Origin of the sequence: Streptomyces sp. TLI_053, from assembly GCF_900105395.1 — a bacterium.
Lineage (GTDB): Bacteria > Actinomycetota > Actinomycetes > Streptomycetales > Streptomycetaceae > Kitasatospora.
The window spans coordinates 1,751,256-1,776,875 of the sequence record NZ_LT629775.1; the positions used below are offsets into that span (position 1 = coordinate 1,751,256).

The window sequence follows — 25,620 nt, forward strand, 5'->3', positions numbered from 1 at the left end:
ACACCCGTTCCCGGATCCGCTGAATCCTTTTCGGCCGCCGGTGCCTCTTCTGCACGGGGTCCGGCAACCGCGGGAGCCGCCCCGCGCCCACCCTTCGTTCCCGCCCTCGACCGAGCACAAGAGGCCCGTCATGACCCTTCCCCCTTCCCCCTCCGCTCCACGGGGCGTGCTGCTGGTGCACGGCGCGTGGCACACCGGCCACGCCTGGGACGGCGTCGCCACCGGACTGCGGGCCCGCGGTGTCGTCGTGGCCGTCGCCGAGTTGCACCGCGGGTCGCTGGCGGCCGACACGGCCGCGGCCGAGACCGCCCTGGACCTGTTGCCCGGGGGCGGACCCGCCGTGGCGTGCGGTCACTCCTACGGCGGTGCCGTCATCACGGGCCTTCCGCCGCACAGGATCGACCACCTCGTGTACCTCGCCGCGATGATGCCCGACCTCGGCGAGACCGCCCTCGGCCTCCTCGCCAGCGCGCCACCCACCGACCTGCGGTCCAGCATGGTCGGTGATCCCGCCGGCACCACCACGATCGCCCCGGAGGCCGCGGGACGACTCTTCCACGCCCGACTCGACCCGACGGAACGCGCCCACCACACCGCCCGGCTCGTCCCCCAGACCATGGCCCCCGGCCACCAGCCGACGACCGGCGCCGCCTGGCACCACCGCCCCAGCACCTACGTCGTCTGCACCGAGGACCGCGTCATGCACCCCGACCTGCAACGCCGATTCGCCTCCCGCGCCACTCGTACGGTCACCTGGCCCAGCGACCACGGAGCCTTCGCGTCGCACGAGACAGAGACCGTCGACCTGCTCCACCGCCTGACCACCGCAAGCCCCCCGCCCCGGGCCGCTTAGGGACCGCCGGATCGTGCCCCGGGCCGGCCCCCGCTACTGTGCCGCGGGCTTCGCCCGGTGGGCGGCGATCAGCTCGCGGTACCAGGCGTAGGAGGCCCTCGGGGTGCGCTGCTGGGTGTCGAAGTCGACGTGGACGAGGCCGAAGCGCTGGTGGTAGCCCTCGGCCCGTCGAACAGGCTGTGATTTTATCCGTGACGGTGGTCCGTCAGATCGTCCAGGAGGAGGTCGGCGACCACCTCCTCGAGCACGGCGATGCGCAATTCGGCCATGGAGTCGACAAGTGCCGAGTCCCACGGTGCGGGCGTGAGGCGCCCCGGGTCGGGGCCCGCGGGAACCCGGGGTGCGGCGGCCCGGTAGTCGCCGACTGCCATCCGCCAGGGGGCCGCGCCGGTCCTGGCCATGACGTGAGCCCCGATGCGGACGCCCTCGCCGTCGAAGTCGCCGTGGTAGCGGAGGGAGGCACCGCCGTCGGCGAGGCGACGCAGCAGGTGGATCACAGCGGTGTTGGGCCAGCCTGCGGTGCAGACCAGCGGCGGGCAGTGACGCCCGAAGCGGCGCAGAGCCAGGGCGAGCACGCTGGGGTTCTCGGTGATGTGCACCGGCCCAGCGGGTACGACGAGTTCGCCGGGTGTACGAAGTTGGGCGAGGGTGAGGCTGACGGGATGGCCGGTGTCGGCACAGATCCGGGTGACCTCCGCGATCGGGCCGTCACCGTCGAGGCGCAGGCCGACGGCGAGCACGGTCGTCGAGAGCTGGTCGTCGGCCACGCCGGCCGCGCTCCAGAGGGCTCGCCGGGCTTCGGCGCTGTCGGGCAGGTCGGTGCCGTGGAGCACTGCCAGGGCTCGCAGGACGAGGCCGGACACCGGAGTCCCGTCGTCGAGGGCATGGGAGTCGCCGTCGAGGAGGCGGGCGGCGAGGACCGGAAGCGGCTCGCCGTCGGCCGGGAGTGCGGCGAGGACGGTCAGCGCGGCGGTCAGTAGGGCCCGGGTCCGGTCGGGTGAGCCGTCGACGAGCCCGTTGGTCCGCAGGTGACCGACCCATTCCAGGAGGGCCGGCCGGGTGGTGACCATGCCGTGGCCGGCCAGCCACTCCCACACGGCGTCGCGTTGACCGGCCTTGCGGGCGCGCTCGGCGGCCTGGTCGTGGATCGGGCCGAGGATCGTGGTCACCACGTCCCGGAGGGACCGACCGCAGGCGTCCAGGACGGCGCCCTCGAGTCCGGCGAGCGGAATCGTCGGTTCGGTGCCGGGGAGTCGGTCGAGTCCCAGGAGATCGGCCAGTGCCTCCCGGCCGGCGTCGTCGAGCGGGCCGGACCGCACCCGACTGACGGGCCGGCCGGTCGAGAGCCGGTCATGGACCGCCGACCAGAGCGGCCGGAGTTCGGGGAGGTCGAACGGGTGGCGATCCGTCATACCGGTGCTTCCGTCTCGATTCCGTCGGGTCGGAGATCGGTTCCCGTCCAGATGAACCGTGCGCTCGTGACGGCGTCGTCGCCGTCGCCTCCGGTGATCAGCTGGTGGACGGCGATGCCGGAGAGTTCCCGGTAGGTGCACCACTCGTGGTCGGAGGTGAGCACCAGGTCGAGGTCGAGCGCCGCGAGGAGGCCGAAGACCTGCCCCCGGTTGACGGTGTCGACGCCGACGAAGACCTCGTCGAGCAGGATCAACCGTGGGGACTCCGGCACCGCCTCGTAGTGGGCGGCCACCGCGGCGAACAGCGGCAGGTGGAGGGCGATGGCCTTCTCGCCTCCCGACAGCGCGCCATGGAGCTTCTTCGTCAGCAGTTGCCACCCGGAGCCGTCGGCACGGTCCAGCTTGACGACGAACTGGTGCCAGGCCGTGTAGTCGAGGACCTCGGCGAGCTGTTCCTCCCAGGTCGCCGCCGTGTTACGGGTCTTGGCCTCCTCGATGCGGCTGCGGAAGAAGGCGTGCAGGGCCTCGCGGTCGGTGTCCGTGATCCGGGCCGGGTCCTTGAGGAGCAGCTCCCGGGCTGTCCGGGTACCCGCGGGCAGTTCGGGGTGGACCTGCCACACCAGACGGACGGCCACCCGTGAGGCGGTGCGGACCCGTTCGAGGTGGCCGTTCATCCGCTCGACGAGTTCGCCGGCCTGGCGGATCCGGGACGCGAGGTGACGGCGGGTGTCACCGGTGAGGGTCCGGTCGAACAGGCCGCGTTCGGCAGCGGTGATGTCCTCCTGGCTACGGTCCCGGTCGGCGGTGACGATGGCGAGGAGTCCGGTCGCGCCGACGCGCACACCGTCGAGGGTGGCGGTGAGGACGTGGATGTCCTCCTCGGCCTCGAGTTCGAGGTCGGCGCGGCTGCTGAGACTCTGGCGGGCCCGGTGGACGGCCTCGGAGAGCCGGTTCAGGGAATCGCCGAGGTTCCTGGTGCTGTGCAGCAGGTTGGGCCACGCGGCCGCGGTCTCGCGCGCCGCTTCGAGGGTGGCACGGGTGCCGTCCGCCGGAGTGACGGCGAGCCCGAGACCCGCGTCCTCGGGGAACCCCAGCAGGCAGAGGCGGCGAAAGCCACGAGCGGCCTCGTTCCGGGCCGCCACGGCCTCGTCGCGCCGGGTGGCGTCCTGGGCGGTGGTGGCGCCCAGCGCGCCGATCCGGCCTTCGAGTTCCAGGAGTTTCCGGGTACCGGTGTCGATCTCACGCCGGGTCCGGTCGAGTGTTCTCCGGCAGTCGCCGATCCGCGCGGCCACCTGACGGTACTCCTCGCCGATGGTGTCCTCGACGGCCTGGAGCGCGGACCGGAGCCCCCGGGCGGTGGCCTCCGCATCCTCGGCCTCGGCCAGGCTCTCGGCTGCGGCGGCACGGGACGCGTCGGCGTGACTTCGGGCGGCGTCCCAGGCCAGCTGGGCGGCCGCCCAGGCGAGGTGGGCGTCGAGCCAGCCGTCGGCCTGTTCGCGCAGTGCATCGACGGCCCTCGCGGCGGCGTCCAGGGCTGCGCGTTCGGTCGGCAGGGCGTGCTCGGCCGAGGCGACGGCGAGTGCGCGCAGCGCGACCGCGACCGCGTCCTCCTGGCGCGCCAGCCGTTCGACCGCGTCACGCACGGCGTCCTCGCGGGCACCCACCTCGGACTCGGACCGTTCCCAGAGGCGCCTGGCCTGCTCCACCGCCCGGTGGTCCGGCCGAGAGCGCAGGTCGGCGCCGAGCCGGGTCCGGCGGTCGGCCAGGACGTGCAGCCGCGTCTCGAAGCCGGTGACGACGGCGTCGGCAGCAGCCAGCTCGGCGGTGAGTTCCGCGATCCGCCGTTGTCGGGCGCGTTCCCGGGCAACGGCGCCAATGTGACTGGACTCCTGCTTGCTCCAGGAGCCGACCGCCGGCGCCAGCCGCCACCTTCCGTCAGCGGCTACGGCGGCCGGGTGTCCGTCCGGGAGCACGGGACCGTAGGCGATACCCGCCAGCAGCCGCCGGACCCGGGCGGGTGGTACGGGACCGGCGGGTTCCGGAGCGAGGACGTCGAGCAGCGAGGACCCCGTCGCGGGAACGGCCGCCGCCGGGTCCGCCAGCGTGTCGTGTCCGGCAACGGCGAGACCACCGTCAGGGGTCATCCAGGCGTCGAGCAGGCCGGCCGCTTCCAGGGCCGCTTCGATGCCCGCCTGGTCGCCGGGCGGCACGTCCGGCCGGAACGCCAGCAGGCGCCACAACGGCGCCCCCGGCAGGACCGACCGGTCGGCCGCACGGGTGCGGGGTGGCACCGGCGGCAGATCGGCCGCGGCCGCGGTGCGTTCCAACTCCCCGACGACCAGGTCGCGGCGGGCGCGGGCGTCCGCCCGGCCGGCGCGGGCGGTCGTCTCGTCTGCGGTGACGGAGCTCTCCGCCGCCCGGGCGGCGGCCTCGACCAGCGCGAGGACGTCGGCCTCGACGGCGGCGCGGGACGCGAGTTCCTCGACATCTGCGATGGACAGCTCGGTGCAGTCCGCCGTGGCCCAGCGGCGCAGCGCCTCCGCCTGGGTGTCGACAACGGTGTCGTAGGCGTGGGCGTTCCCCTCGCGCCGCGCGGTGGCGTCGGCCAGCCGTTCGCGCACCGTGTCGAGGTGCTGCTCCGCCGTCGTCCGGTGCGCGAGGGCACGCTCGTGGCGTTCGACGACGGCGAGGACCTCGGCGATCCGGCCGTGCCGGATGACGACAGCACCGCGCAACAGCCGTCGCGCGGTGCGGCCTTGCTCGTCGGTGTCCCCCGGCGATCCCGGCGCGACGGCGAGCAGCGACTGGACCTCGGCGCAGACGGACTCCATGGCCGCTCGCCGGGCCGCCTCCCGCGTCTCCTCGCCCGCGGTGCGGGTGAGTTCGGCCCGCCGCTCGGAGCGGGCCCGGGCATCGTCAGCACGCCCGGCGTCCTCGGCGGCCGTGCCGGCCTTCCGGCCGGCGGCGGCGCGGGCACGGCCGGCGTTGCGGACAGCCTGGTCGGCCCGGCTGCGGAGTTGGTCGAGTTCCTGTCCCTGCCGGTAGGTCTCGGAGCCGAGCAGGCCCTCGAGGGCACCGTCGATCTCCTGTCGTCGGTGTTCGAACTCCTCCTGCGCCGCTCTGCGCTCCTCGCGCCGGAGCAGGGCCTCGCCGTGCGCCTCCTCGCTCTCCCTGGCGATCCGGGCGAGGTTGTCCATCTCGGTCGTCGCGGAGATGAGCGCCGCCGCCCCGGCGCGCAGCACGCGCTGGGCGTAGCCGCGTTGCTGGTTCGCGACGGTGGTGGCTGCGGCCACCTCGTCGTCCAGCGTCTTCAGGTGTTCGCGCTGGCGGTCGAGACGCTCGAAGCCTTCGGCCAGTTCGGTGATCTCGCCCTCGCCGAGCGGGGGCAGGGCCCGCGAGAGGAGGGAGGACAGCAACGAGGGGTCGAGGCGCTCGGAGAGTTTGGGGGTACGGAGCTGGAGCAGTGCGGTGATCAGGGCGTCGTAACGCTGCTCGCTCAGCCCGAGGAAGAGAGTGCTCCGGACCGCGTTGCGGTAGTCGGTGGGCGATCCGTGCAATTCACCCCGGCCGTGCGGCTCGGCTCGACCTTCCAAGGCTTCGGCCAGGGCGGCGCGGGTGAGCGGCTGGCCCGCCTCGTTGACCAGGGCGAGGCCACCGGGGCGGTCGATCCGCGCACCGGTGGTGAAGTAGTCGACGGTGACACCGGTGGTGTGCACGCTGGCCTGGAGCCGGGCGCCGCAGGTGAACCAGCCGGGACCGCCGTCGTCGCGGACGAACTCCAGCCACACGTACCCGACCCGGGTCTTGCCCGAGGTGCCCTCGCCCATCAGGTTCCAGTGCATGGTGCGCTCGGAACCGCCGAAGGTGGACAGCCGGTTGGGGCGAAGGCTGGCGTCGAGCAGGAACGGCAGAAGCACCTCCAGCGCCTTGGACTTGCCGGTGCCGTTCTGCCCGCGCAGGAGCAGCCGCCCCTCGTGGAAGGTGAACGTCTCGTCGTAGTAGCGCCAGACGTTGAGGATGCCGGCCCGGGAGGGCTTCCATCGCACCACCGCGGCCGCCAGCGGGAACGCCGAGCGTTGCGGGAGCCGTGTCACAGTCATCCGAGCTCTTCCCTGATCAGGTTGCGGGGCCTTCGGCCACGGTGGGCCGGTACCGGAACGCGGCGGGCCGGGGAACGGTGCGGTCGCCGACCCTGCGGGCCAGGCCGAACTCGCCGAGGACCCGAGCGGCATCGGCGGTGAGGCGCTGGGCGCCGTCCTCCGACTGGTAGGTCTTCGCCCACTGCGGGAAGCGCCGCAGGAGTTCAGCGGCCTCGACGGCGAGCTGTTCCGGTGTCAGCCCGTCCGGTGCGGCCGTCAGCGGCTCCAGCAGGAGCAAGGCGGCGACGCGGGCCGTCGCGGAGTCGTCCGGGAAACGGCTGTCGGTGGCGATCCCGTCCGGGTCGACGAGAAGCAGGCCGTCGGCCCGTTCCTCCAGTACGAAGCCGCCCTGCTCGGCGGCTCGCCGCACGATCTGATGGCCGGTCGGCGAGCCCAGGTAGGCCAGTTCGTCTGCGGACAGCTCGTCGTGGTGGAGCACGGGGTCGTCCAGGAGCCGGCGCAGCACCGAGTGCCGCAGCCGCAGGTTGCGCTGCGCGTCGGAGGCCTCGGCACCGCCGTAGCGGCTCTCGCGCACCGTGCCCCGCAGGAGTTCCTCGAAGCGCAGCGGTACGTCCTCCGCGGGCAGGGCCAGCCGGGACGGCCCGACGGGCGCGGCGAGCAGGCGGATCAGGACAGTGGCGTCGACCCGGTAGAGGACTTTGGCCTTCGCCGAGTCGACGAAGCTCTCCGTGGCTCCGTCCACGGTGAGGAGTGCGCCGTAGGACTCCAACAGCTTGAGGACGTCCACGAAGGCCATGCGCTCCGACTTTCCCGCCGTGTCGAAGGGCGGTAGCCCCTCGTCAGTGGCGCAGGCCTGGACGACTCGGTCGGCGAGCAGGCCGACCGTCGTCACCGGGATCGGGAGCAGTTCGGCCGCGACGACGCACAACAGTGTGTAGCGGCGGCGGTCGAACGGGGCCCTGCCGGACCGCAGCCGACGCGCGGGACGCGAGGCGTCCGGGACCTCCCGGATCTTGAGGAGGCGCGCGTACCCCAGGCGCGGCTCCACCACCAGCTGCCAGCCGCAGTTGTAGTCGAACCACTTCGTCAGCGGATCCTGTCGGCGGCGGATCAGCTCGAAGGCCGGCCGATCGCCACGCTCGGTGATCAACGGCCGGCCGAGGAGCAGTCTGATGCCTCGGGCGATGTCCTGCCGCTCGGCCAGGACCAGTTGGTTGGCGAGCGTACTCATCCTGCCTCTCCCTGGTGGATCGCCCGCTCGCTCCCCGGGCCGCGGATCTCGATCAGGTAGTCGGGCCCCTCCAGCCGCCCCCGGGAAGTCTGCAGAACGGCCCTGGAACCGTCGGACAGCGGCCGGAGCGCGATCTCGACCCGGCCGTCCGAAGTGACCGCCCGACGCGCTCCGCAGCCGTCCGGTCGTACCGCCAACGCCCGACCGAGGAGGTCGAGCAGCCGCTCGAAGGCGGTGTGGTCCAGTGTGCCGAAGCCGGAGAGCCGCACCGGGCCGTCGGTGTCCAGGACGGCCCAGGCGGCCTCGAGCTCGGCCCGCTCGTTCCTGGCCCGCTCGGCCCGTGCCGCCTTGAGGCCGCGGATGTCGCGCACCCTGCCGGTACGGGTGAACCTCTCGGTCCGGCCGCTGGTGCGCAGCAGGGCCGACACCACCACCGGCGGAGCCTCGGCCCAGGTGTCCGAGGAAGGGACCAGCTCCGGGTCCGGGTGCGAGAGATGGGCGTGGCGCGCCGGGCCGAGCCCGAAGGCGGCCGACCACAGGCGGTGCAGGTCGTCCTCGCCGGGCGCCGCGGCGAACCAGCGGGCCAGCTCCCGGAAGTCCTGGACGGCGCTGGACGCACGGCGCCGTGACTCGGTGATCCGGTCGAGAACCTGGAGGAGCGTCACGATCGCCCTGCGCGCCACGTCGTGCAGTTGCTCCACCCGCGGTCGGGACCCGTCCGCCGGTCGGAACCAGGCCTGGAGCCCCTCCCAGCGTGCCCGGCGCCGCGCCAACCAGTCCGGTGCTGGATCGCCGTCGGCGACCGGCGGCAGCTCGGCGCCCCGCAGCGCCCGCTCGTGCAGAAGGCCCACTCCGCGCTGCTCCAGCCGTTCCACTGCGGAGGAGACCGCCCGCCCCCGCCGGTCCAGGTTGACGAGGAACTCCTGAAGGTAGGCCACCGTCGCGGCCTTCACCTCGCGGAAGGTCGCCAGGTCCGCGCCTTCCGCCCGCAGCAGCCGCTGCAGCTCTCCGTTGAACGCCTTGGTGTTGGCCAGCAGCGCCTCCAGGTGCCCCTCCAGCTCCTGCAGTGTCGTGAACACCCGACGGTCCGAGGAGGCGCCATCGCCCGTCAGGAGGTACAGCTCGTCGAGCCGGTCCGTGATCGCTTCCAGAACCGCTGTCTGGAGCGCCCCGGTCGAGGCGAGCACGGAGAGGGCGTGCTCGACCCCGGCGAACGCGGCCTCGCCGCGTCGGGTCAACGAGTACTGGAGGTTGCGGCGCTCGTACTCCTCGGCGGTGCGGTAGTTCTCCGCATGGTTCTGGACGACGTCCAGCAGCTGCCACTCCCTGAGCTTGCGCAGCGCCTCCTGGAGTTCGTCGTCGTGCACCGCGTCGAGCCAGCCGACGGTCCGCAACCGCGTACGGACGTCATCCAGCCCGAGCGCGGTCTCCAACCGTTCGTTGGCCGCTCCGAACGCCTGGAGGATCGCGCCGTAGAGTTCGGCCTTCTCCCCCGTCGTGAACCGGAACATCTCCGTCGGGACCCTGCGCAACCAGCTGCCCTCCCCTCCGCCCGACACCACACTACGCGGACGCACCGACGTGCCGCGGCCCATGACTTGACCACCGGGGAGCTTCCGGTGTGCTACGGGATGCCCTGCCCCCGGCCGGTTCGGGCGGCGGAGGGCACAGTCATGCAGCCGCGTACGGGAGTTCGGCCTCGTCCCGCCACTGGTAGACCGTGAAGCCGCAGGAACCGGACCGTCGCCCAAGACGCTGCAGGATCAGTGCCCCGAGGAGCGCGGGGCCCCTGCCCCGAACGGGCGTCCGCTCGTTCCCGATCAACAGGCACTCGCCGAGGGCGAGCGGCATCCGCTCCTCGCACACGAGCACGGCAAGAGCCGTGCAGAATCCCCAGAGATCGGCCCGCAAGTCGCTCGGCTGGTCGGCACGTACGTAGACCGCCGGTCGGCGGCGGCCTTGGTTCCCACCGTCGGCGACCACCGCACCGATGGTGCCGGGGAGGGCGAACTCGCCGGGCAGGAGGTCCTCGGCGATTCCGTGCAGTGATTCGGTCAGAAGCGCACGGACGGCGAGGATCACCGTCCTGTCGGGTTGCGGACCGGCGATCGGTGCCCAAGGGCCGTGCCGGTATCGGTCGAGGATGTCCATGTACGGCTCCCAGCCCGTGGGCCGCGCGAGGCGCGCGGCCCACGGCGTGATGAGGTGTGCCGTCACCACGACGCGTGATGACGCAGACGGCGGAGACGGGCGAAGCAGTTCCGGCAGCGCCCGGTCGTCACACCAGTAGCAAGGTCCACCGAACGGGCGGTCGGACTGCACAGAAGGCCGGGCTCGGAACGATCGACGGGCGCGGCGAGCAGCAGCCGGCCCAGATCGTCACCCGCCGCCCACGAGCTCCGTACCATCTCGTCCACGCGGCAATGGCACCGCACACGCCGCGTCGGCTCATCGACGGTCGACCCATCGTGATCGACGGTCGACCCACCGTGACCGAACACTCGCGCCGCCATCTCACGCCGCCCTCCCGCATGCCGCTCCCGGGGCGCCGGGAGTGAAGTCGTTCCTGGGCTCGGACACCACCAGAAAGCGCGCAAGACGCTCCTCGGCGGCAGCCCGTCGAGTCCGGCAGGCATGGAAGCCGAGATCGAGACGAAAAGCGACCTCGGCAAGACCACCGTCCTCCAACCGAGTACGGCCGATCAGCTCGGCCTCGTCCCCGGTGATGGCCCCGGCTCGCACAGCCCGCTCCAGCGCCTGGTCCGGGTGGCCTCCGAATCCCCTGCGACGCCCCAGCCACGCCGGTTCCGGAAGCTCCGACCTCGCTGCCGTGGTGCGGTAGGAGTCACGTGCCCGCAGCCCCTGGCGGTACCCGGCCCACCACAGCCGTCCGGCGATCGCCGGTGATTCGACATCCACACCCTGGAGTTCACGCAGGAACCCTTCGACGACCTCTGCCTCGATGTCGGCGTACGGCACCCAGCTGTTGTTCACGACCCGCCACGCCGCCTTGCGCAGGCCGGGTGACATCATCCAGACGGCGCCCAACTCCCAGTCGGGGCCGTGGCGCTGGGCATGGAAGGCCAGTTCCGACCACACCGCGTCCCGAGCCCCGGCCGGCGCTTCGGGCAGGAGCAGCAGTGGCCGCAACTCGGTGAGTGACAGCCTGCCCTGCGGCAGGGCCGGGTGAACAGCCGCACCGTCCAGGCACAGGGGGCCCACCCAGGCATCGGGCCCGCTGATGGCTGCGGCCACCGCTTTCAGGACGGAGGCCGGATACGTCATTGTCATCAACTCTCCTCCACTCGAACGTTCGTTCAGGCAGCCATGGCGGGCGGACGAGCTTCCGCCCCGGCTCCGGTCAGGCACTCCAGACCTCCGGTCGTCAGTCCCCGTGCCCGTTCGGCCGATAACAGACCGGTGCGCGCGTAGTGCTCGACGATGCGCCGCTCGGCGCGACGCCGACGCTTGCGGCACGCCGCGTAGGTGATGTCGAGCCGGGTGGCGGCCGCGGCGAGCGGCTCGTCCTCCAGGCGGGTCCGCCCAATCAGGTCCGCCTCCTCCGCGCTGATAACTCCTTGCCGGAGCAGTCGGCTCAGGGCGATGTCGGGATGGCCGCCACCTCGGCGCGCCACCGGTCGGTCCGGTGCGGTGTCGAACGGAACGAGCGTCCGATCCGCGTCGATGACGCACCGCTGGAACCGTTGGCCCGCACTCCGCGCGGCACCGAAGAGAAGGCCGACGAGTCCTGGGCTGTCCGGGTCCACCTCGTCCAGTCGGACGAGGAACTGCGCAACCACCTCGGCCTGAAGATCTGCCCGGTCCGTCCGGGTGACGACCACTCGATGGCATATCGCGCGAAGTGCCGGGGTGATCGCCCCGAGCGCCGCCACCGTCCACTCCTCCCGATCGGCCTCCTGCCGGGTTCTCCTGACCAGTTCACCCCACACGGCCGGCAGCACGTCCGGATGCGGAGGCTTCAGAAGCAGTTCCCTCATCTCGTCGAGCGGCACCCGCCCGGCCGGCAGTCTCAGCCCCAGAGCGCCGACGTCGAACGCGAACGGGCCGTCGGCAAGGTCCCGGAACGCCGATTCGATACGGTCGAGCACCAGTCGATGCGCTGCAGGAGTCATGCTTCGCCTTCCGTTCAAGTCCGGTTCTGCAGGACGCGCGGGTGCTTGGCTCTCCGCACCCGCTGAATAAGGCCTTCGATCGCGCCCGTTGGGACACCTGAATCCCAATTCACCGAATCACCAACGGATTTGGTGATGACATAACCTTTCTCGGGCGCCATGCGCCCTCTTCCGAGCATCGCCTGAGCGATACGGACACTCACTCAGCAGCTCCACCCAAGGACCCCGCCGAGCACTGCGCGGGCGGCGCGACTTCTGGCGACAGCACTCCGAACTGCCGGCGGCGGCCGGCGGCCCGCCCGCCGGGCTGCCATCCTCGCCGAAGCGACCTACGGATCCGGCCAACCATGCTCCGCTCGGCGGTGGTTGGAGCAACCGAGAAGAGTCGGCGCGCGCTCCGTACGCTGGAGTCACGAGTACGTCGTCCACAGTCGGGCCCGACCGCCAACGATGCTGGCAGGAGCGCTGCCGCTCCGCAGTGAGTCGGTACCCGTTGGCCAACGCCACCATCCGACAGCCGAACGGCTTCAAGGCCCAACCGCAGTTGCTGAGATGGTCTCTCCTCGATCCGGCGCCCTCGACCCGGGCCGGTGTCGGAGCCGACTGAGGTGCGCGCCGGCGGCTCAGCGCAGCCGCGCGTACAGCTCCTCGACGAAGTGCCAGGCCGCAACGGTGTACCGCTGCGGCCTGTACACCTCGGGCTCCAGGGCGGTCCGAATTCCCTCCGGCCCCCTGACGAGAACGCCGATTCCGTAGAAGGCCGCCTCCGCCAGGACCCCCTCCTCCCCCATCTGCGGCCCCTCGTCGACCAGGACGGCTCGGCAGCAGAACGGTGCGAACCGACCCGCTCGCTCCAGCCCGTTCCGCCAGCCGACCACCCGAACCACCGCGATGTCCACGGCCAGCGGCCGGACTGCCAGACGCGTCACCATGTCACCGTCCCGGTGGACCGCACCCTGCGGGAGGCCTCCGACCACAGCCGGGTCGGACAGAGAAGCCATCGGGACCGGAATACCGACGGGGAGGCAGAGCAGGCGCTCCAGCATCGGGATGCTGTCCAGCCGGTCGGCGCAAGCCGTCTGCCGTCTGCCGTGCTCAACCTCATCGACCCGGCACGCCACCATCGCGCGAGTTCCCAGGAGCGAGAGCACCGCGACTTCGCGCTCCGGAGACACCTGCGGCAGCGCCGCCTCGCGCACGGAGCGCCACACCGCCGGATTCGCCACGCCTGCCATGTCTCCACCCTGCCCTACGGGCCGATGTGGCGACCAGGCGCCCCTCCGGTCAGGAAGCGGTACGCGAACGGTGTTGAGCGATCAGGTCGCGGTACCAGGCGTAGGAGGCCCTCGGGGTGCGCTCCTGGGTCTCGAAGTCGACGTGGACGAGGCCGAAGCGCTGGTGGTAGCCCTCGGCCCATTCGAAGTTGTCGAGCAGGGACCAGGTGAAGTAGCCGCGGACGTCGACGCCCTCCGCCACGGCGGCGGCGAGGGCGTCGAGGTGGGTGGAGAGGTAGGAGACGCGGACGGGGTCGTCGGGGCCCTCGGTGGTGGAGCAGCCGTTCTCGGTGACGGTGACCGGTGGGAGGGCGGGGCCGTAGCGGTCGCGGAGGCCCACGAGGAGTGCGCGCAGGCCGTCGGGGACGATCGGCCAGCCGAAGGCGGTGTGCGGGACGTCGGGGATCTCGGCGAAGGCGAAGGGGAGGCCCGGGTCGGTGGGGGCGGCGATGCGGGTGGGGTTGTAGTAGTTGACGCCGAGGCCGGTGAGGGGGGTGGCGGTGATGAGGTCGAGGTCGCCGGGGCGGACGGCGCCGTGGAGGTCGGGGCCGGCGCCGAAGGCGGTGAGGTCGGGGTAGCGGCCGAGGAGCAGCGGGTCGGTGAACAGGCGGTTGTGGAGGGTGTCGTAGGCGTCGGCGGCGGCGAGGTCGGCGGGTGAGGGGGAGGCCGGTTCGACCGGGGTGAGGTTGTTGGAGACGAGGACGTCGAGGCCGCGCTCGTGGAGGAGGGAGGCGGCCAGGCCGTGGGCGAGGAGTTGGTGGTGGGCGACCGGGAGGGCCTCGAGCATCAGGGCGCGGCCGGGGGCGTGGATGCCGAGGGCGTAGCCGTAGACCATGTGCACGAAGGGCTCGTTGAGGGTGATCCAGGCGGGTACGCGGTCGCCGAGGCGGTCGGCGACGAGGGCGGTGTACTCGGCGAAGCGGTAAGCGGTGTCGCGGTTCAGCCAGCCGCCGGCGTCTTCGAGGGCCTGCGGGAGGTCCCAGTGGAAGAGGGTGGGGAGCGGGGTGATGCCCACTTCCAACAACGCGTCGACCAGGCGGTCGTAGAAGGCGAGTCCGGCAGGGTTGACGGGCCCCGCGCCGGTGGGCCGGATCCGGGGCCAGGCGATGGAGAAGCGGTAGCCGTCGAGGCCGAGGCCCTGCATCAGGGCGATGTCCTCGGCGTACCGGTGGTAGTGGTCGCAGGCCACCGCACCCGTGTGCCCGTCCCGGACGGTACCGGGGCGGGCGGTGAAGGTGTCCCAGATCGAGGGGCCGCGGCCGTCCTCGTCGACCGCCCCCTCGATCTGGTGGGCGGCGGTGGCGACACCCCAGCGGAACCCCGCCGGCAGGTCGAAGCGATCCGGCATGGCAGCCTCCCGGGCGAAAATGTGAGGACTGCTCATGTTACCGACGTGGCGCCGTACCGCCAGAGGGCGGCGGTGGGCGCCGTGTCGGCCGTCAGACGGTGGCGGGGAGGTCCGCGGGTTCGAGCGTGGAGAGCTGGTCGGGGGTGGGGGTGACGGCCTCGGCCATCCGCTGGGCCTGGCGTTCGGTCATTTCCTGGAAGGTCTGGCGGGCCGAGCGGCCGTTGCCGAAGCCGGCGCCGCGCGGGAGCGTCTCGAAGTGGTGGAGCAGGCGCAGGCGCGCCGGGCCGGTCAGCTCGTAGCGGTGCTCGCGCGCCTGGTGCTCGACGATGGCCACCAGGTCGGCGGCGGAGTAGTCCTCGAACAGCAGGGTGCGGGTGAAGCGGGAGGAGAGTCCGGGGTTGGAGCCGACGAAGCGGGCCATGTCCGCCGGATAGCCGGCGGCGATCACCACCACGTCGTCGCGGTGGTCCTCCATCAGCTTGACCAGGGTCGCCACCGCCTCCAGGCCGAAGTCGTGCCCACCGGACTCGGGGACCAGCGAGTAGGCCTCGTCGATGAACAGGACGCCGCCGAGCGCGCGGTTGAAGGCGGCCGCCGTGCGCGGGCCGGTGTGGCCGACGTACTCGCCGACCAGCGCGCTGCGGTCGACCTCGACCAGGTGGCCGCGGCGCAGCAGGCCGAGGGCCTTGAGCAGGCGGCCGTAGAGGCGGGCGACGGTGGTCTTGCCGGTGCCGGGGTTGCCGGCGAAGACGAGGTGGCGGCTGAGCGGCGGCGCGGGCAGGCCGGCCTCCTCGCGCAGCCGGACGGCCTGCATCAGCTTCACCATCGAGTGGACGTCGTGCTTGACCCGGTCCAGGCCGACCAGGGTGGCGAGTTCGGCCAGCAGGTCGTCCAGGTGCTCCTCCTCGGGCTCCGCCGTGGGGAGTTCGGCGGGCGCCGCGGCGGGCGGGAGGGGTACCGCCGGTACGGCGGGCAGGCCCGGCAGGCCCGGCAGGACGGGTGCGGCGGGCGGCTGGGGTGCGCCGACGAAGGCGAGCGGGGCGCCGTCGACGTCACACTGCTCCAGGACGGGGACCGCCGAGCCGTCGCCGCCGAACGCGGCCGGGCAGTCCAGCACCCGGCAACGGCGCAGCCGCGGCGCGGCACCGGCCGCCAGGTGCAGGGCGGGCAGCCGGGTCCCGACCAGGTCGCAGGAGGTCAGCAGACCGCCCGCGCCCTCGGCGAAGTACACGCCGTTGCGGCCGGTGCCGTCGATCCGCAGGCGGCTGATCACCGGGCGGGCGCCGGTCCAGACGACCACGCCCGAGCCGCTGCCGCCCTCGACCGAACCGCCCTCCACCGTGGCCTCGGAACCGGAGTCGAGCAGGAGTCCGGCGGCGCCCGAGCCGGTGACCCGGTTGCCGGTCAGCACGGCGCGGCCGCCGGAGGAGACCTCGAGGCCGGCCCGGGCGGCTCCGACGACCGTGGTGCGGTCGATCCGGGAGCCGGCCGGGGAGGCGACGGCGACCCCGGTGTGCGCGGTGTCGATCCGGCAACCGGTGACGGTGGCCCGGGCCTCGTCGGTGACGGCGACGCCGGTCAGGACGATCTCGCCGACCGTGCTGTCGGTGAGGCCCAGCACGGCCGAGCCCGCCACGTGGAAGCCGTGCTCGGCGCCCCGGCGCACCCGGCAGTCGGTGAACGCGGCCTCGGCCCGGTCGGCGAGGTGGACGGCGCTGAACCCGGAGTCCTCCAGCCGGCAGTCGGTGAGCCGGGCGCGGGCCGTGCCGGTGGCGAGCAGCCCGTTGGCGCCCGGGGCGGTCACGGTGCAGCCGTCGGCGGTCAGCCGGGCCGCGTCCTGGAGCACCAGGGCACTGGCGGCGGGGCGCAGCACCCGGGTGTCGGTCAGGTCGGCGTGGGAGTCGCCGCCGAGGTGGAGGCCCGCGGTCCCGGGCGTCTCGATCCGGGTGTTGGTGACCAGGGCGTGCGCGGTGTCCTCCAGCAGCAGCCCGGCGCGGCCGGGCGAGGTCAGCCGGGATTCCGTCATCCGCAGCCGGGACCTCCCGCGCAGCCGGACCCCCGAGCCGGTGGTGGACTCCAGGCGCAGGCCGGTGACGTCCAGCCGGGCGGTGCCGGCGAGCACCGCGCCCACCCCGTCGACGTCGGCGACGGTGGTGGACTCGATCCGCACCCGGGCACCGCCGGACAGGCGCAGGGCGGCGTGCCGGGCGCCGGTCAGCCGGCAGTCGCGCAGCAGGACGGCGGAGGTCCCCTCCTCGCCCTCGCGGAAGTCCCCCGGCTCGGCGCCCTCGGGCCCGCGGACCTCGATCCGGCCGCCGGTCACGGTGCAGCGGTCGAGCACGAGGCCGGCCCCGGCGGTGACGGTGACGGCCGGGTCCCCGGGGTCGGCGCCCTCCAGGTCGAGGCCCCGGAGCAGGCAGTCGGGGCCGAGGACGCGGAGCGCCGGGGCGCCGCCCGGCGGGGCCGCGAGCACCACCGTCCCGGGGCCCTGCTCGGCGACCAGGACGACCCGGCGGGCCAGTTCGAGCGACTCCTGGTAGCGGCCGGGCGCGACGACCACGGTGTCACCGGGCTGCGCGGCCCGCAGGGCGTCGGCGACGAGGCGGTGGGCACCGCGGCCGCGCGGGCCGACGGCGTGGGTCCGGGTGGTCGTCCGGTGGGGCATCAGGGCTGCTGTCCTTGCTTCGGTGCGGTGCGGGGCGGGCAGGCGGGCGGGGCTACGGGCACGGTCTCGGGGCCGGGCCGGGCCGGGCTACCGGAACCGGCCGGAGCCACGGGCCGGGCGGGGTCACGGGGCGGGCGGCGGTGCGGGGGCGGGGGCGGGGGCGGGCAGGGGTGCGCGGTACCAGGCGGGGTTGATGCTCGCCCGGTAGGCGTTGGTCAGCCAGAGCGAGGTGACCGTCTTCTCGAAGATCTTGAACGGGAGCTGGAGCCAGAACTCGGCGAAGCCCTGGCGGTGGAAGAAGCGGCTGCCGCCGCCGGCGATGACGGCGTTCTTGGCGAGCGCCGCGCTGCTCGCGGTGGTGAGGCCGGCCAGACCGGCGATACCGCCGTCCAGGAAGGCGTCCATGCCGCTGAGCACGTGGGTCTTGCCGTCGGCGCCGGTGACGCCCCAGACGGAGGCGTTCATCGCGCCGTTGACCCAGCCGACGACGCCGCCGAGCGCCGCGTTGTAGAAGAAGTCGTAGGTGCCGCCGCGCCAGCGGGTCGGGGTCTCGTTGCCCGCCCACTCGTTGGCCCAGTGCTTGTCGTGGTTGTTCGGGTGGCGTCGTTCGTGCTTGCCGCCGTCGACGTTGCCGAACACCGACTTGGGGCCGCCGGCGGCACTGCCGCGCAGTTCGTGCATGCCGGTGGAGACCAGGCTCTTGACGCCCGCCCCGACCGCCGCGTTGGCGAAGGACTTGAGCACGTCCTTGCCGGTGAAGGGCTTGTTGTTGGCGGCGGCGACGATGCCGTTGACGGCCAGGTTGGCGCCGAACTCCAGCACGAACTCCTGGCCGAACTCCAGCGCGACCTTCTTCGCCAGCACCTTCCAGTAGGGCTGGTAGAGGGCCTCGCCGAGCGGGACCGCCCCGTTGCGCGCCGCCGGCAGCCCCGGCACGCCGGCGAGGGCGTTCTGCATCAGCGGCACCCGCACCTCGACCGAGTCGCCCCAGGGCAGCCGGTTGGCCTCGCGGACCCGCCGGCCGAAGCCGCGGATCTCGGTGAGCGGGCCGCGGAAGTCGTACTCGTTGCCGGTGACCCGCAGGTTGCCGCCGGGCCCGGTCTCCCAGACCAGACCGCTGTCGGTGCGCTGGGCGACGATCCGCTGGTGCTGGTCGTAGCGGCGCCACTGGCCGCGCCAGGCGTCCTTCTCCAGGAAGGTGCCGTCACCGAGCGGCTTGCGCTCGCGGACCACCGCGCCGTGGTCGAACTCCTTCCAGCTCCCGGCGGGGTGCGGGGCGTTGCCGCCGGGCACGTACTGGCGCACCCGCAGCGGCCCCTCGCCGAGCGCGAGGTGCGGGGGCACTTCGCGCAGGGTGAGCGCGGGGCCGCCGGCGGCCGGGCGGAACTCGTCGCGGAAGTGCCGGGTCCCGGCCGTCCAGCCGTCCTGCCAGGCCCGGGTGTCGGCGTTCCACCAGCGGCGCACCTGCTGCCCGGCGCCGAAGTCGACGGCGGTGCCGTTCGCCTCGTACTTGGCGGTGTGCCAGCGCTGCCCGCCGCCGGGCGGGGCCGCACCCCGCCAGGAGTCGACCCAGCGGCCGCCGTCCAGCATGTTGCGCTCGCGGAGCAGCGCGCCGCCCGCGTCGAAGTCCCGGAAGGAGTCGTCCCAGGGCAGCCGGGGGTCGTCGGAGCCGCGGAAGAACTCGCGGCGGCCGGTGGTCCGGTTGCCGAGGTGGTCGGTGGCGGTCCAGGTCCACCGGCCGGAGTCCGGGCGGCCGGCGCCGGTGACCTCAATCCGGTTGGCCTGGGGATCCTGCCAGATGTCGTGGCTGCCGGTCAGGTTGCCGTGCGCGTCCCGCTGGACCCAGGCGTGGGTGCCCCGGCCCTGGACGTTGGCGGTCGCCGGGTCCACCTGGGGCGGCACCCGGTACTCGCGGACCGAGCCGTCGGCGAAGCCCTCCCGGGCGACCTGCCAGTTGGCGCCGCCGTCCGGGCTGAACCGGTCCTGCCACACGGGGTGGTCGCGGCCGGCCCCGGCGGGCGGGACCACCTCGGCCCGGTAGCCGCGGCGGCCGGGCTCCTCCCAGGGCAGGTGCGCCGCATTGGTGGGCGGGTACGCGGGCGGGTTGGCGTGGTCGCCGACCTTGAGCGTGGTGCCGCCGTGCAGCTTCCCGGTGGACCGGACGAAGCGGCCGTCGGCCCCGAGGTCGACGGCGGCCCCGTCCATGCCGACGTAGCGGACGCCTCCGCCCGGGTTGACGCCGCCCGCCTTGTCCCACAGGAAGACCTGGTAGCGGGTGTCGTCGGCGAGGTGCGCGGCGACGCCCTGCGGCCCGCCGGCGCCCACCAGGTGCCGGCGCACCCACACCGGCGGGCGCTGCTCGGACCAGCGGCTGGTGGTCAGCACCCCGTTGTCGGTGGCCAGGACCTCGCGCTTGCCGACCTCCTTGCCGTGCGGGGAGTGCCGCTCCCAGGTCTGCCGCACGCCGCCGCCCTGCCAGGTGTGCTCCAGGAACTGGCCGGCCTTGCCGGGGCCGTGGCCCATCCCCCACTGCTTCTGCACCAGGGTGCCGTCGGCCAGCCGGTCGGTCCAGCCGGCGTCGCGGTGCTGGGTGCGCGGGCCGTGGGCGAGCTCCTGGCCGGCGCCGTCGAAGCGGTGCCAGGTCCAGCTGCGGTCGGCGTTGCGGACGGCGAGGGTGTGGCCGGTGACCCCGCCGGTCTTCTGCAGCCCGTCCCGGTACTCGTGGACGGGGTTGCCGCGGTGGTCGAGGTCCCGCCAGCCGAAGCCTGAGGTGTCGTAGCGCCGGGTGCCGTGCGCGCCGAGGCCGCCGGCGGCGTCCCACTGCGTCCAGACCGTGCGGCGGTCGAGGTCGCCGAACAGCAGGGTGTCGGTGCGGCGGAAGGAGTCCAGCAGGCCGCCGCCGGGCAGCACCCGGCGTTCGAACACCTCGACCGGCGTGTAGGTGGAGGAGAGCAGCCGGATCCGGTCGCCGCCACCGGTGATCTCCACCCGGCCGTGGTGGAAGGCGCCGGTGCCGGCCGGCGGCGGCACCGCGGCGGCCGGGTGCGGCTGCCGGCTCCAGGTCGCGCCGGCCGCCGGGGTGCGGTCGACGACGTACTGGTGATCGGTGCGCCGCCCGCCGTCGACGACGTTGAACCCCTGGTGGGTGATCCGTCCGTCACCCGGCGCGTGGGCGGTGAACTCGCCGTGCCGGGGGCCGTTCGGCCGGTCGACGGAGACCTGGAGGCCGCCGTCGGCGCGGACGGTGACGGCCCGTTCGGGGATCCGCGCGCCCGCCGCGTTCTCCAGGTGGCCCGGGAGGGCGGCGCCGCCGGGGCCGGGCGGCGGCAGCACGGCGAAGGTCCGGTCGGGATTGCCGTCGGGGCCGCGCAGCGCGGTGCCGGTCTCCAGCCGGCCGCCGTCGGCGCCGTAGCGGACGAAGCCGTTGTCGGCGGCGGCGTCGGTGACCTGGAAGCCGCCTCCGGGCCGGTCGGCGGCGGTGAGGTTGGGCACCGGCGTGCCGGTGGCGTCCAGGACCTCCAGGGTGCGCGGACCGCCGGGCGGGGTGTGGACCACCACCCATTGGTCGAGCGCGCCGCCGCCGGGCGCGTGCAGCCGGGCGGCGTCGTCGGTGAGGCGCCCGGCGTCGTCGAAGACCCGGTAGGAGCCCCCCGCGACGGTGACCCGCAGACCGGCGCCGTCGGCGGTGACCACCCGGGTGGCGTCCGGTTGGAAGGCGGCGTCCAGCCAGGCCGGCTGCCCGGCGGGCGCCGGGTGGCCGGGCGCGGGCACCGGGCGCTCCAGGTGGCCCACCACGGCACCGTTGCCGTCGAGTAGTTGCCGCCCGCCGGCGGTCGGCGTGCCGTCGGCGGCGAACCGCTCGTACGGCACTCCGCCGCCCGGGACGGTGGGCGCGCCCTCGACCCGGAACCCGCCGCCGGGGTGCGCCACCACGCGCTCGGGCAGTGCGCCGCCGGCCGCGTCGGTGAGCGCGTGCCCGCCGCCCTGCGGCACGACGAACCGGCCGCCGCGCAGTCCGGCCCCGTCGGCGAGCGCGACCCCGCTCTCCACCACCGCGCCCTGCGGCGTGTACCGCGTGGACTGCCCCGACACCGGATCGGTGACGCGCCAACCACCGCCCGCCAGACCCTCCCCGGACAGACCCGTCGGTCCGCCCGCCACGTCGGTCACCCGCGGCGGGTTCCCTTCCAGGAAGCGCACGCCCCGGACCCCGGCGCCGTCCGCCAGCGCCACACCGCTCTCCACCACCGCACCCTGCGGCGTGTACCGCGTCGACCCACCCGACACCGGATCGGTGACGCGCCAACCGCCACCCGCCAGACCCTCCCCGGACAGACCCGGCACCGCCGCACCCGACACATCCGTCACCCGCGGCGGAGCCCCCTCCAGGAAGCGCGCACCCCGGACCCCGGCCCCGTCGGCCAGCGCCACACCACGCTCCACCACCGCACCCTGCGGCGTGTACCGCGTCGACCCACCCGACACCGAGTCCGTTACCCGCCAGCCACCGCCGGCCAGGCCCTCGCCCGACAGACCGGGCACCGCCGCCCCGGACACATCCGTCACCCGCGGCGGAGCCCCCTCCAGGAAGCGCACGCCGCGCACCCCCACCCCGTCCGCCAGCGCCACACCACGCTCCACCTGGAGACCGTCCGCGCCGAAGCGCACCGAACCGCCCGACACCGCCTCCGTGACCCGCACCCCGCCGCCCGCGACACCTACCGCCGAGGAACCCGGTACCACTGCCCCCGCGACGTCCGTCACCACGAACCCGCCGCCCTGGCGCATCGCGAAGCGGTGGCCGCGCAGGCCCGCGGCGTCGCCCAGGGCCAGGCCCTCGGCCCGGAAGGCCCCGCCGTCGTCGAACAGCGCCGAGCGGCCGGAGACCGGGTCGGTGACCCGCAGGCCGGCGCCGCCGGGCAGTTCGGTGAGGGTATGTCCGCCACCGGACAGCGAGCGGGTGACCGTCCCGTTGTCGTGTCCGAGCAGCAGGACCGGGCCGAACGGCGTGCCGTCGCCGCGCAGCAGCGGGCGGCCCTCCTCCACCAGCCGGCCGGCGTGGTCGAAGCCCCGGTGGCCGCCGGTGGCGGGGTCGCGCAGGTCGAAGCCGCCGCCGGGGCGCGGGGCGGCCTGGAGGCCGGTCGCGCCGTTGGGGTCGAGCACCCGGTGGGTGGCCGCACCCTGGGCGTCGAAGTCGGTGTGCACGCGCAGGCCGGCCGGGCCGCCGTCGAGGCCGGTGAGCGGCAGGTCCTCGGCGATCAGGCGGCCGCCGCCGTCGTAGGACTGGGTGGTGCCCAGCCGGGTGTCGTGCAGGTCGAAGCCGCCGCCGGGACGGGGCGTCGGCTGCAGCATCGGGTCGGGCACGTCGTGGGCGTCGAGCACCCGGTGCACGGTTCCGTTCGGGGTGACGGTGGACTCGACCCGCAGGCCGTTGGGGCCCGCCGTGCCCTGGTCGGCGAGCGCGAGCACGACGGGCTGCGGCGCGGGCGGCTGCGGCTGGACGTGCTGCGGTGGGACGTGCTGCGGGCCCTGGCCGTGCGGGGCCGGACCGGGCTGGGGCACGAGCTGGGGCTGCTGTCCGACGTGCGGGGGCACCCCGCCGCCGCCGTCCGAGCCGCCGAGCAGCCGGGGACGCTCGCGCAGGCTGTCGGCCGTCAGCGCGGCCAGGTCGCGGTCCATCCGGGCGGGGTCGATGCCCAGGCCGGTGACCCGGTCCAGGGCCACGTCGACCTTGAACGCGGCCGCGTCCACCGACGCCTCGGCGTGGATCACCACCGGGCTGGGGCGGGAACCGCCGCCGGGGCGCGCCCGCAGGTCGGCCAGCAGGCGTTCGGCCCGGCCGAGGTCGTGCCGGGCGAGGGTGAGGTCGGCCCAGGCGTCCAGCCGGGCGCCGCGGCCGGGGTCGTCGCTCGCGCCGAACAGCCCGGCCACCCGGTCGCCCTGCTCGCGCCAGAGCCGGTCCAGCTGGGCGCCGGTCAGCCGTTCGGGGCCGCCGTGTCCGCCGGTACCGGGCACGGTCGGCAGGTCGTGCGCCGACCCGGCGGCCGGGTGCGCCGGGCCGACCGGCGGCAGCGGCGCCACCGGGCCCTGGGCCAGCGGCGTGACGGGCGGCAGCGGCGTCGAACCGAGCACGGCGGGCGGCAGCGGGGCGGGTGCCGCCGGGACCGGCCCGGCGAGCCCCTGGACCGGGCCGTGCCCGTGTCCGGGGCCGGGCTGGAGCAGTCCGAGCGCCTCGTCCACCCGGCCGAGGCCGCCGTGCGCCCCGGCCCCGCCGAGGTCCGTGACACCGCCGGGGCCGGGCACGCCGACCAGCGCGGTGGGCGGGGTGACGGCGTGCACCGGCGGCAGCACCGGGGCCGTGGTCGCGGCGACCCGAGGCGCCGCGAACTCCCCCAGGTGCAGGTTGACCTGACTGGCCGCCAGGGCCCGGGTGCTGTGGTCGCCGAGGTGCCCGCCCGCGGTGAACACGGGGGCGTCGGCCCGGTTCAGCGGGGAGCCGGTGGCCAGCAGGTCGAGGGCGCCGTTCAGGTGCGCGCCGGGGCCGGTCGTGCCGAGACCGGGGACGGTCACGGCACCCGTGACGGCCGAGGGCAGCCCCGTGCCGCCGCCGTGCAGCGCGGCGGTCGGGAGCGTACCGGTGGTCAGATGCGGTACGGCGGCGGCGGACGGGGTGAACAGGTCGGCCGTGTGCACGGCCGGGGCGGCCGGGGAGGCGGTGTGCAGCGCGCCGGTGCCGAGGGCGGCCGGCGCACCCCCGGCCTGGTGCAGGGCGAGCGCCTGGGTCTGGAGGTTCGGGGCGTGGGCGGTGGCGGGAGCGCCGACGGTGAGGGTGTCGGCCAGGTGCACGGGGGTGGGGGTCGGGGCACCGGTGAGTCCGCCGATCCCGTGCAGGCCGCCGGGGGCGGCGCTGACGCCGAGTCCGGTCTCCACGTGCAGTCCGCCCGGGGTGACGACGGTGCCGCCGGCCCAGCTGCCGACCGGGCGCAGCTCGCGGATCGGGGTGTCGAGCAGCGCGTCCAGCCGGCGGACGGCGTCCGGGGCGATCGAGAGGCGGTCGGCCAGGTCGTTGTGCAGGCGGAAGTCGGACGGCCGGGTGTAGGAGAGGCCGGAGCCGGACGGTTCCAGGTGCGGGATCTCCAGCCGCCGCGGCCCGGCCCAGTCGCCGACCCTGACCTTCGCCAGATCGGTGCGGGAGAGGTCCACCAGGGCATCGACCTTGTGCACCGGCGGCGGCACCGGCACGGCGGCGGCGGTCCGCCCGGCGGTGCCGAGCAGCGGGGCGCCGTAGCGGAAGTTGCCGAGGACCCCGCGCTCCCAGAGGCCGATCCGCAGGGCGCCGCGCAGCCCGTACCGGCCGATCTCGGCCGCATCGACGGGCAGCACCAGGCGCAGCCATTTGGCGCCGCCGAGCTGGGCGCGCGCGAAGTCCCAGGAGGCGGACCCGGCCAGCCGGAGGTTGGCCGGCAGTCCGCGGACCAGAGCGGGCAGGCCCTTGACGCCGTTGACCACGGCGATGCCGCTCGCCCGGAAGGTCACCCCGGCGAAGTGCGGCAGCCTGGTGACCCCGTTCAGCACCCAGAGGCCGCCCGCCTTCACCCAGCCGCCGGTCATCCGGGCGAGGTCGGCGAGGCCCGGCAGGAAGGCGAAGGCGTGCGAGCCGCCGCCGGTGAAGACGCCGCGGAAGAAGCCCCCGACGGCCTGGGCGACGCCCTTGATCCCGGTCCAGGTGAACTTGGCCCCGGCGCTGATGAGTTTGAGCAGCGGCAGGCCCTTGGTGGTGGGGGCGATCATGCCGAGGCCGGACAGGAAGAGGTCGAGCGCGCTGGCCTTGCCCTGGGAGAAGTCGACCGCGGTCTTCACGAAGATCGCCAGGTTGACGCCGATGGCGAGCAGCGCGATCGGCCCGCCGAAGATCAGCGCGGGCAGGATCAGCGCGATCGCCAGCCACTGGAAGGCCTCCCAGAACAGGTCGCAGTCGGAGACCGGCTGCTTGATCCCGCGGGCGGCGCTGCTGAGGGCCGATCCGGCGGTGCGGCCGGCCTCGTCCTGGGCGGTGCCGGCCTGACGGGCGGTGCTCGCCAGTTCGGTGCGCCGGGTGTCGTCCTCGGCCAGGCCGCGGCCCTGGGAGAGCGCGTTGTCGGCGCGCCACTGCTGGTCGCGGACCACTCCGGCGTAGGTCGTCAGGGCCCGCGCCGAGTTCTCGAAGCCGTCGGCCACCGACTGGACGAAGGCCCGCAGCGGCCCGCTGATCTTGTCCCGGAGGGCGTCCGCCGTCTGCCCGGTGAACGCGCCCTGGCCGGTCTTGTCGAGCACGGCGGCGAGGGCGTCGTCGATCTCCCGGGCGGTGCGGCCGAGGTCGGCCAGGGAGCGCTGCACCTCGTCGATCCGGTCCGGGTCCCCCGGTGTGGGGTCGGCGGACAGGCCGATCGCGTTCCAGTCGGTCGGACGCTGGGGCACCGTCGTCTCCTCCTCGTCCGTGGGCACGGCCCGGCCGCCGCGGCGCGCGGCACCTCTCGGGGGGACCACGTGCCGGGGTCCCGGACGGTTCACGACGGCCGGCCTCCGCTGTCCGGTGAACCGTGCGGGCCGCCGGCACGTGGTCGA

Annotated in this window: 12 protein-coding genes and 1 pseudogene; 1 reads left to right on the forward strand and 12 read right to left on the reverse strand. The window is 74.4% G+C overall.

Annotation, left to right across the window (positions count from 1 at the left end; all coding sequences use genetic code 11):
• The first annotated feature begins 130 nt into the window (after positions 1–130).
• Complete coding sequence (locus tag BLU95_RS06850; RefSeq protein ID WP_093859187.1) at positions 131–853, forward strand: alpha/beta hydrolase; 723 nt, start codon at positions 131–133, stop codon at positions 851–853.
• A 33-nt stretch (positions 854–886) separates the two neighbouring features.
• Here BLU95_RS06850 and BLU95_RS45805 read toward each other — a convergent pair.
• The 12 genes and pseudogenes from BLU95_RS45805 to BLU95_RS06910 all read right to left on the reverse strand — a co-directional run.
• Positions 887–1,018, reverse strand: a pseudogene (locus BLU95_RS45805) (family 1 glycosylhydrolase); the annotation flags it as partial.
• A 20-nt stretch (positions 1,019–1,038) separates the two neighbouring features.
• On the reverse strand, positions 1,039–2,265 hold the full coding sequence (locus BLU95_RS06860; RefSeq protein WP_093859189.1) for a TIGR02679 family protein: 1,227 nt from the start codon (positions 2,263–2,265) through the stop codon (positions 1,039–1,041).
• Positions 2,262–6,365: a TIGR02680 family protein gene (locus tag BLU95_RS06865; RefSeq protein ID WP_093859190.1), complete on the reverse strand. Its 4,104-nt coding sequence runs from the start codon at positions 6,363–6,365 to the stop codon at positions 2,262–2,264. The genes BLU95_RS06860 and BLU95_RS06865 overlap by 4 nt, the downstream gene beginning before the upstream one ends.
• A 16-nt stretch (positions 6,366–6,381) precedes the next feature.
• A complete protein-coding gene (locus BLU95_RS06870) occupies positions 6,382–7,596 on the reverse strand; it encodes a TIGR02678 family protein (protein WP_093859191.1) in 1,215 nt (404 codons plus the stop codon).
• Positions 7,593–9,107, reverse strand: coding sequence for a TIGR02677 family protein (locus BLU95_RS06875; RefSeq protein WP_173862232.1), 1,515 nt, complete (start codon positions 9,105–9,107; stop codon positions 7,593–7,595). The genes BLU95_RS06870 and BLU95_RS06875 overlap by 4 nt, the downstream gene beginning before the upstream one ends.
• Positions 9,108–9,267: 160 nt before the next feature.
• Complete coding sequence (locus BLU95_RS06880; protein WP_093859193.1) at positions 9,268–9,747, reverse strand: hypothetical protein; 480 nt, start codon at positions 9,745–9,747, stop codon at positions 9,268–9,270.
• A gap of 363 nt (positions 9,748–10,110) precedes the next feature.
• Positions 10,111–10,887, reverse strand: a complete 777-nt coding sequence (locus BLU95_RS06885) for a hypothetical protein (RefSeq protein ID WP_093859194.1) — start codon at positions 10,885–10,887, stop codon at positions 10,111–10,113.
• Positions 10,888–10,913: 26 nt separating this feature from the next.
• Positions 10,914–11,729: a hypothetical protein gene (locus tag BLU95_RS06890; protein ID WP_159424810.1), complete on the reverse strand. Its 816-nt coding sequence runs from the start codon at positions 11,727–11,729 to the stop codon at positions 10,914–10,916.
• 623 nt (positions 11,730–12,352) lie between these two features.
• Positions 12,353–12,964, reverse strand: coding sequence for a hypothetical protein (locus BLU95_RS06895; RefSeq protein WP_093859196.1), 612 nt, complete (start codon positions 12,962–12,964; stop codon positions 12,353–12,355).
• A 49-nt stretch (positions 12,965–13,013) separates the two neighbouring features.
• A complete protein-coding gene (locus BLU95_RS06900; RefSeq protein ID WP_093859197.1) occupies positions 13,014–14,351 on the reverse strand; it encodes a GH1 family beta-glucosidase in 1,338 nt (445 codons plus the stop codon).
• Positions 14,352–14,442: 91 nt separating this feature from the next.
• Positions 14,443–17,016 (reverse strand): right-handed parallel beta-helix repeat-containing protein, encoded by a 2,574-nt coding sequence (locus tag BLU95_RS06905; protein ID WP_093859198.1) that lies wholly within the window; start codon positions 17,014–17,016, stop codon positions 14,443–14,445.
• A gap of 123 nt (positions 17,017–17,139) precedes the next feature.
• Complete coding sequence (locus BLU95_RS06910) at positions 17,140–25,473, reverse strand: putative T7SS-secreted protein (protein ID WP_093859199.1); 8,334 nt, start codon at positions 25,471–25,473, stop codon at positions 17,140–17,142.
• Positions 25,474–25,620: the final 147 nt, after the last annotated feature.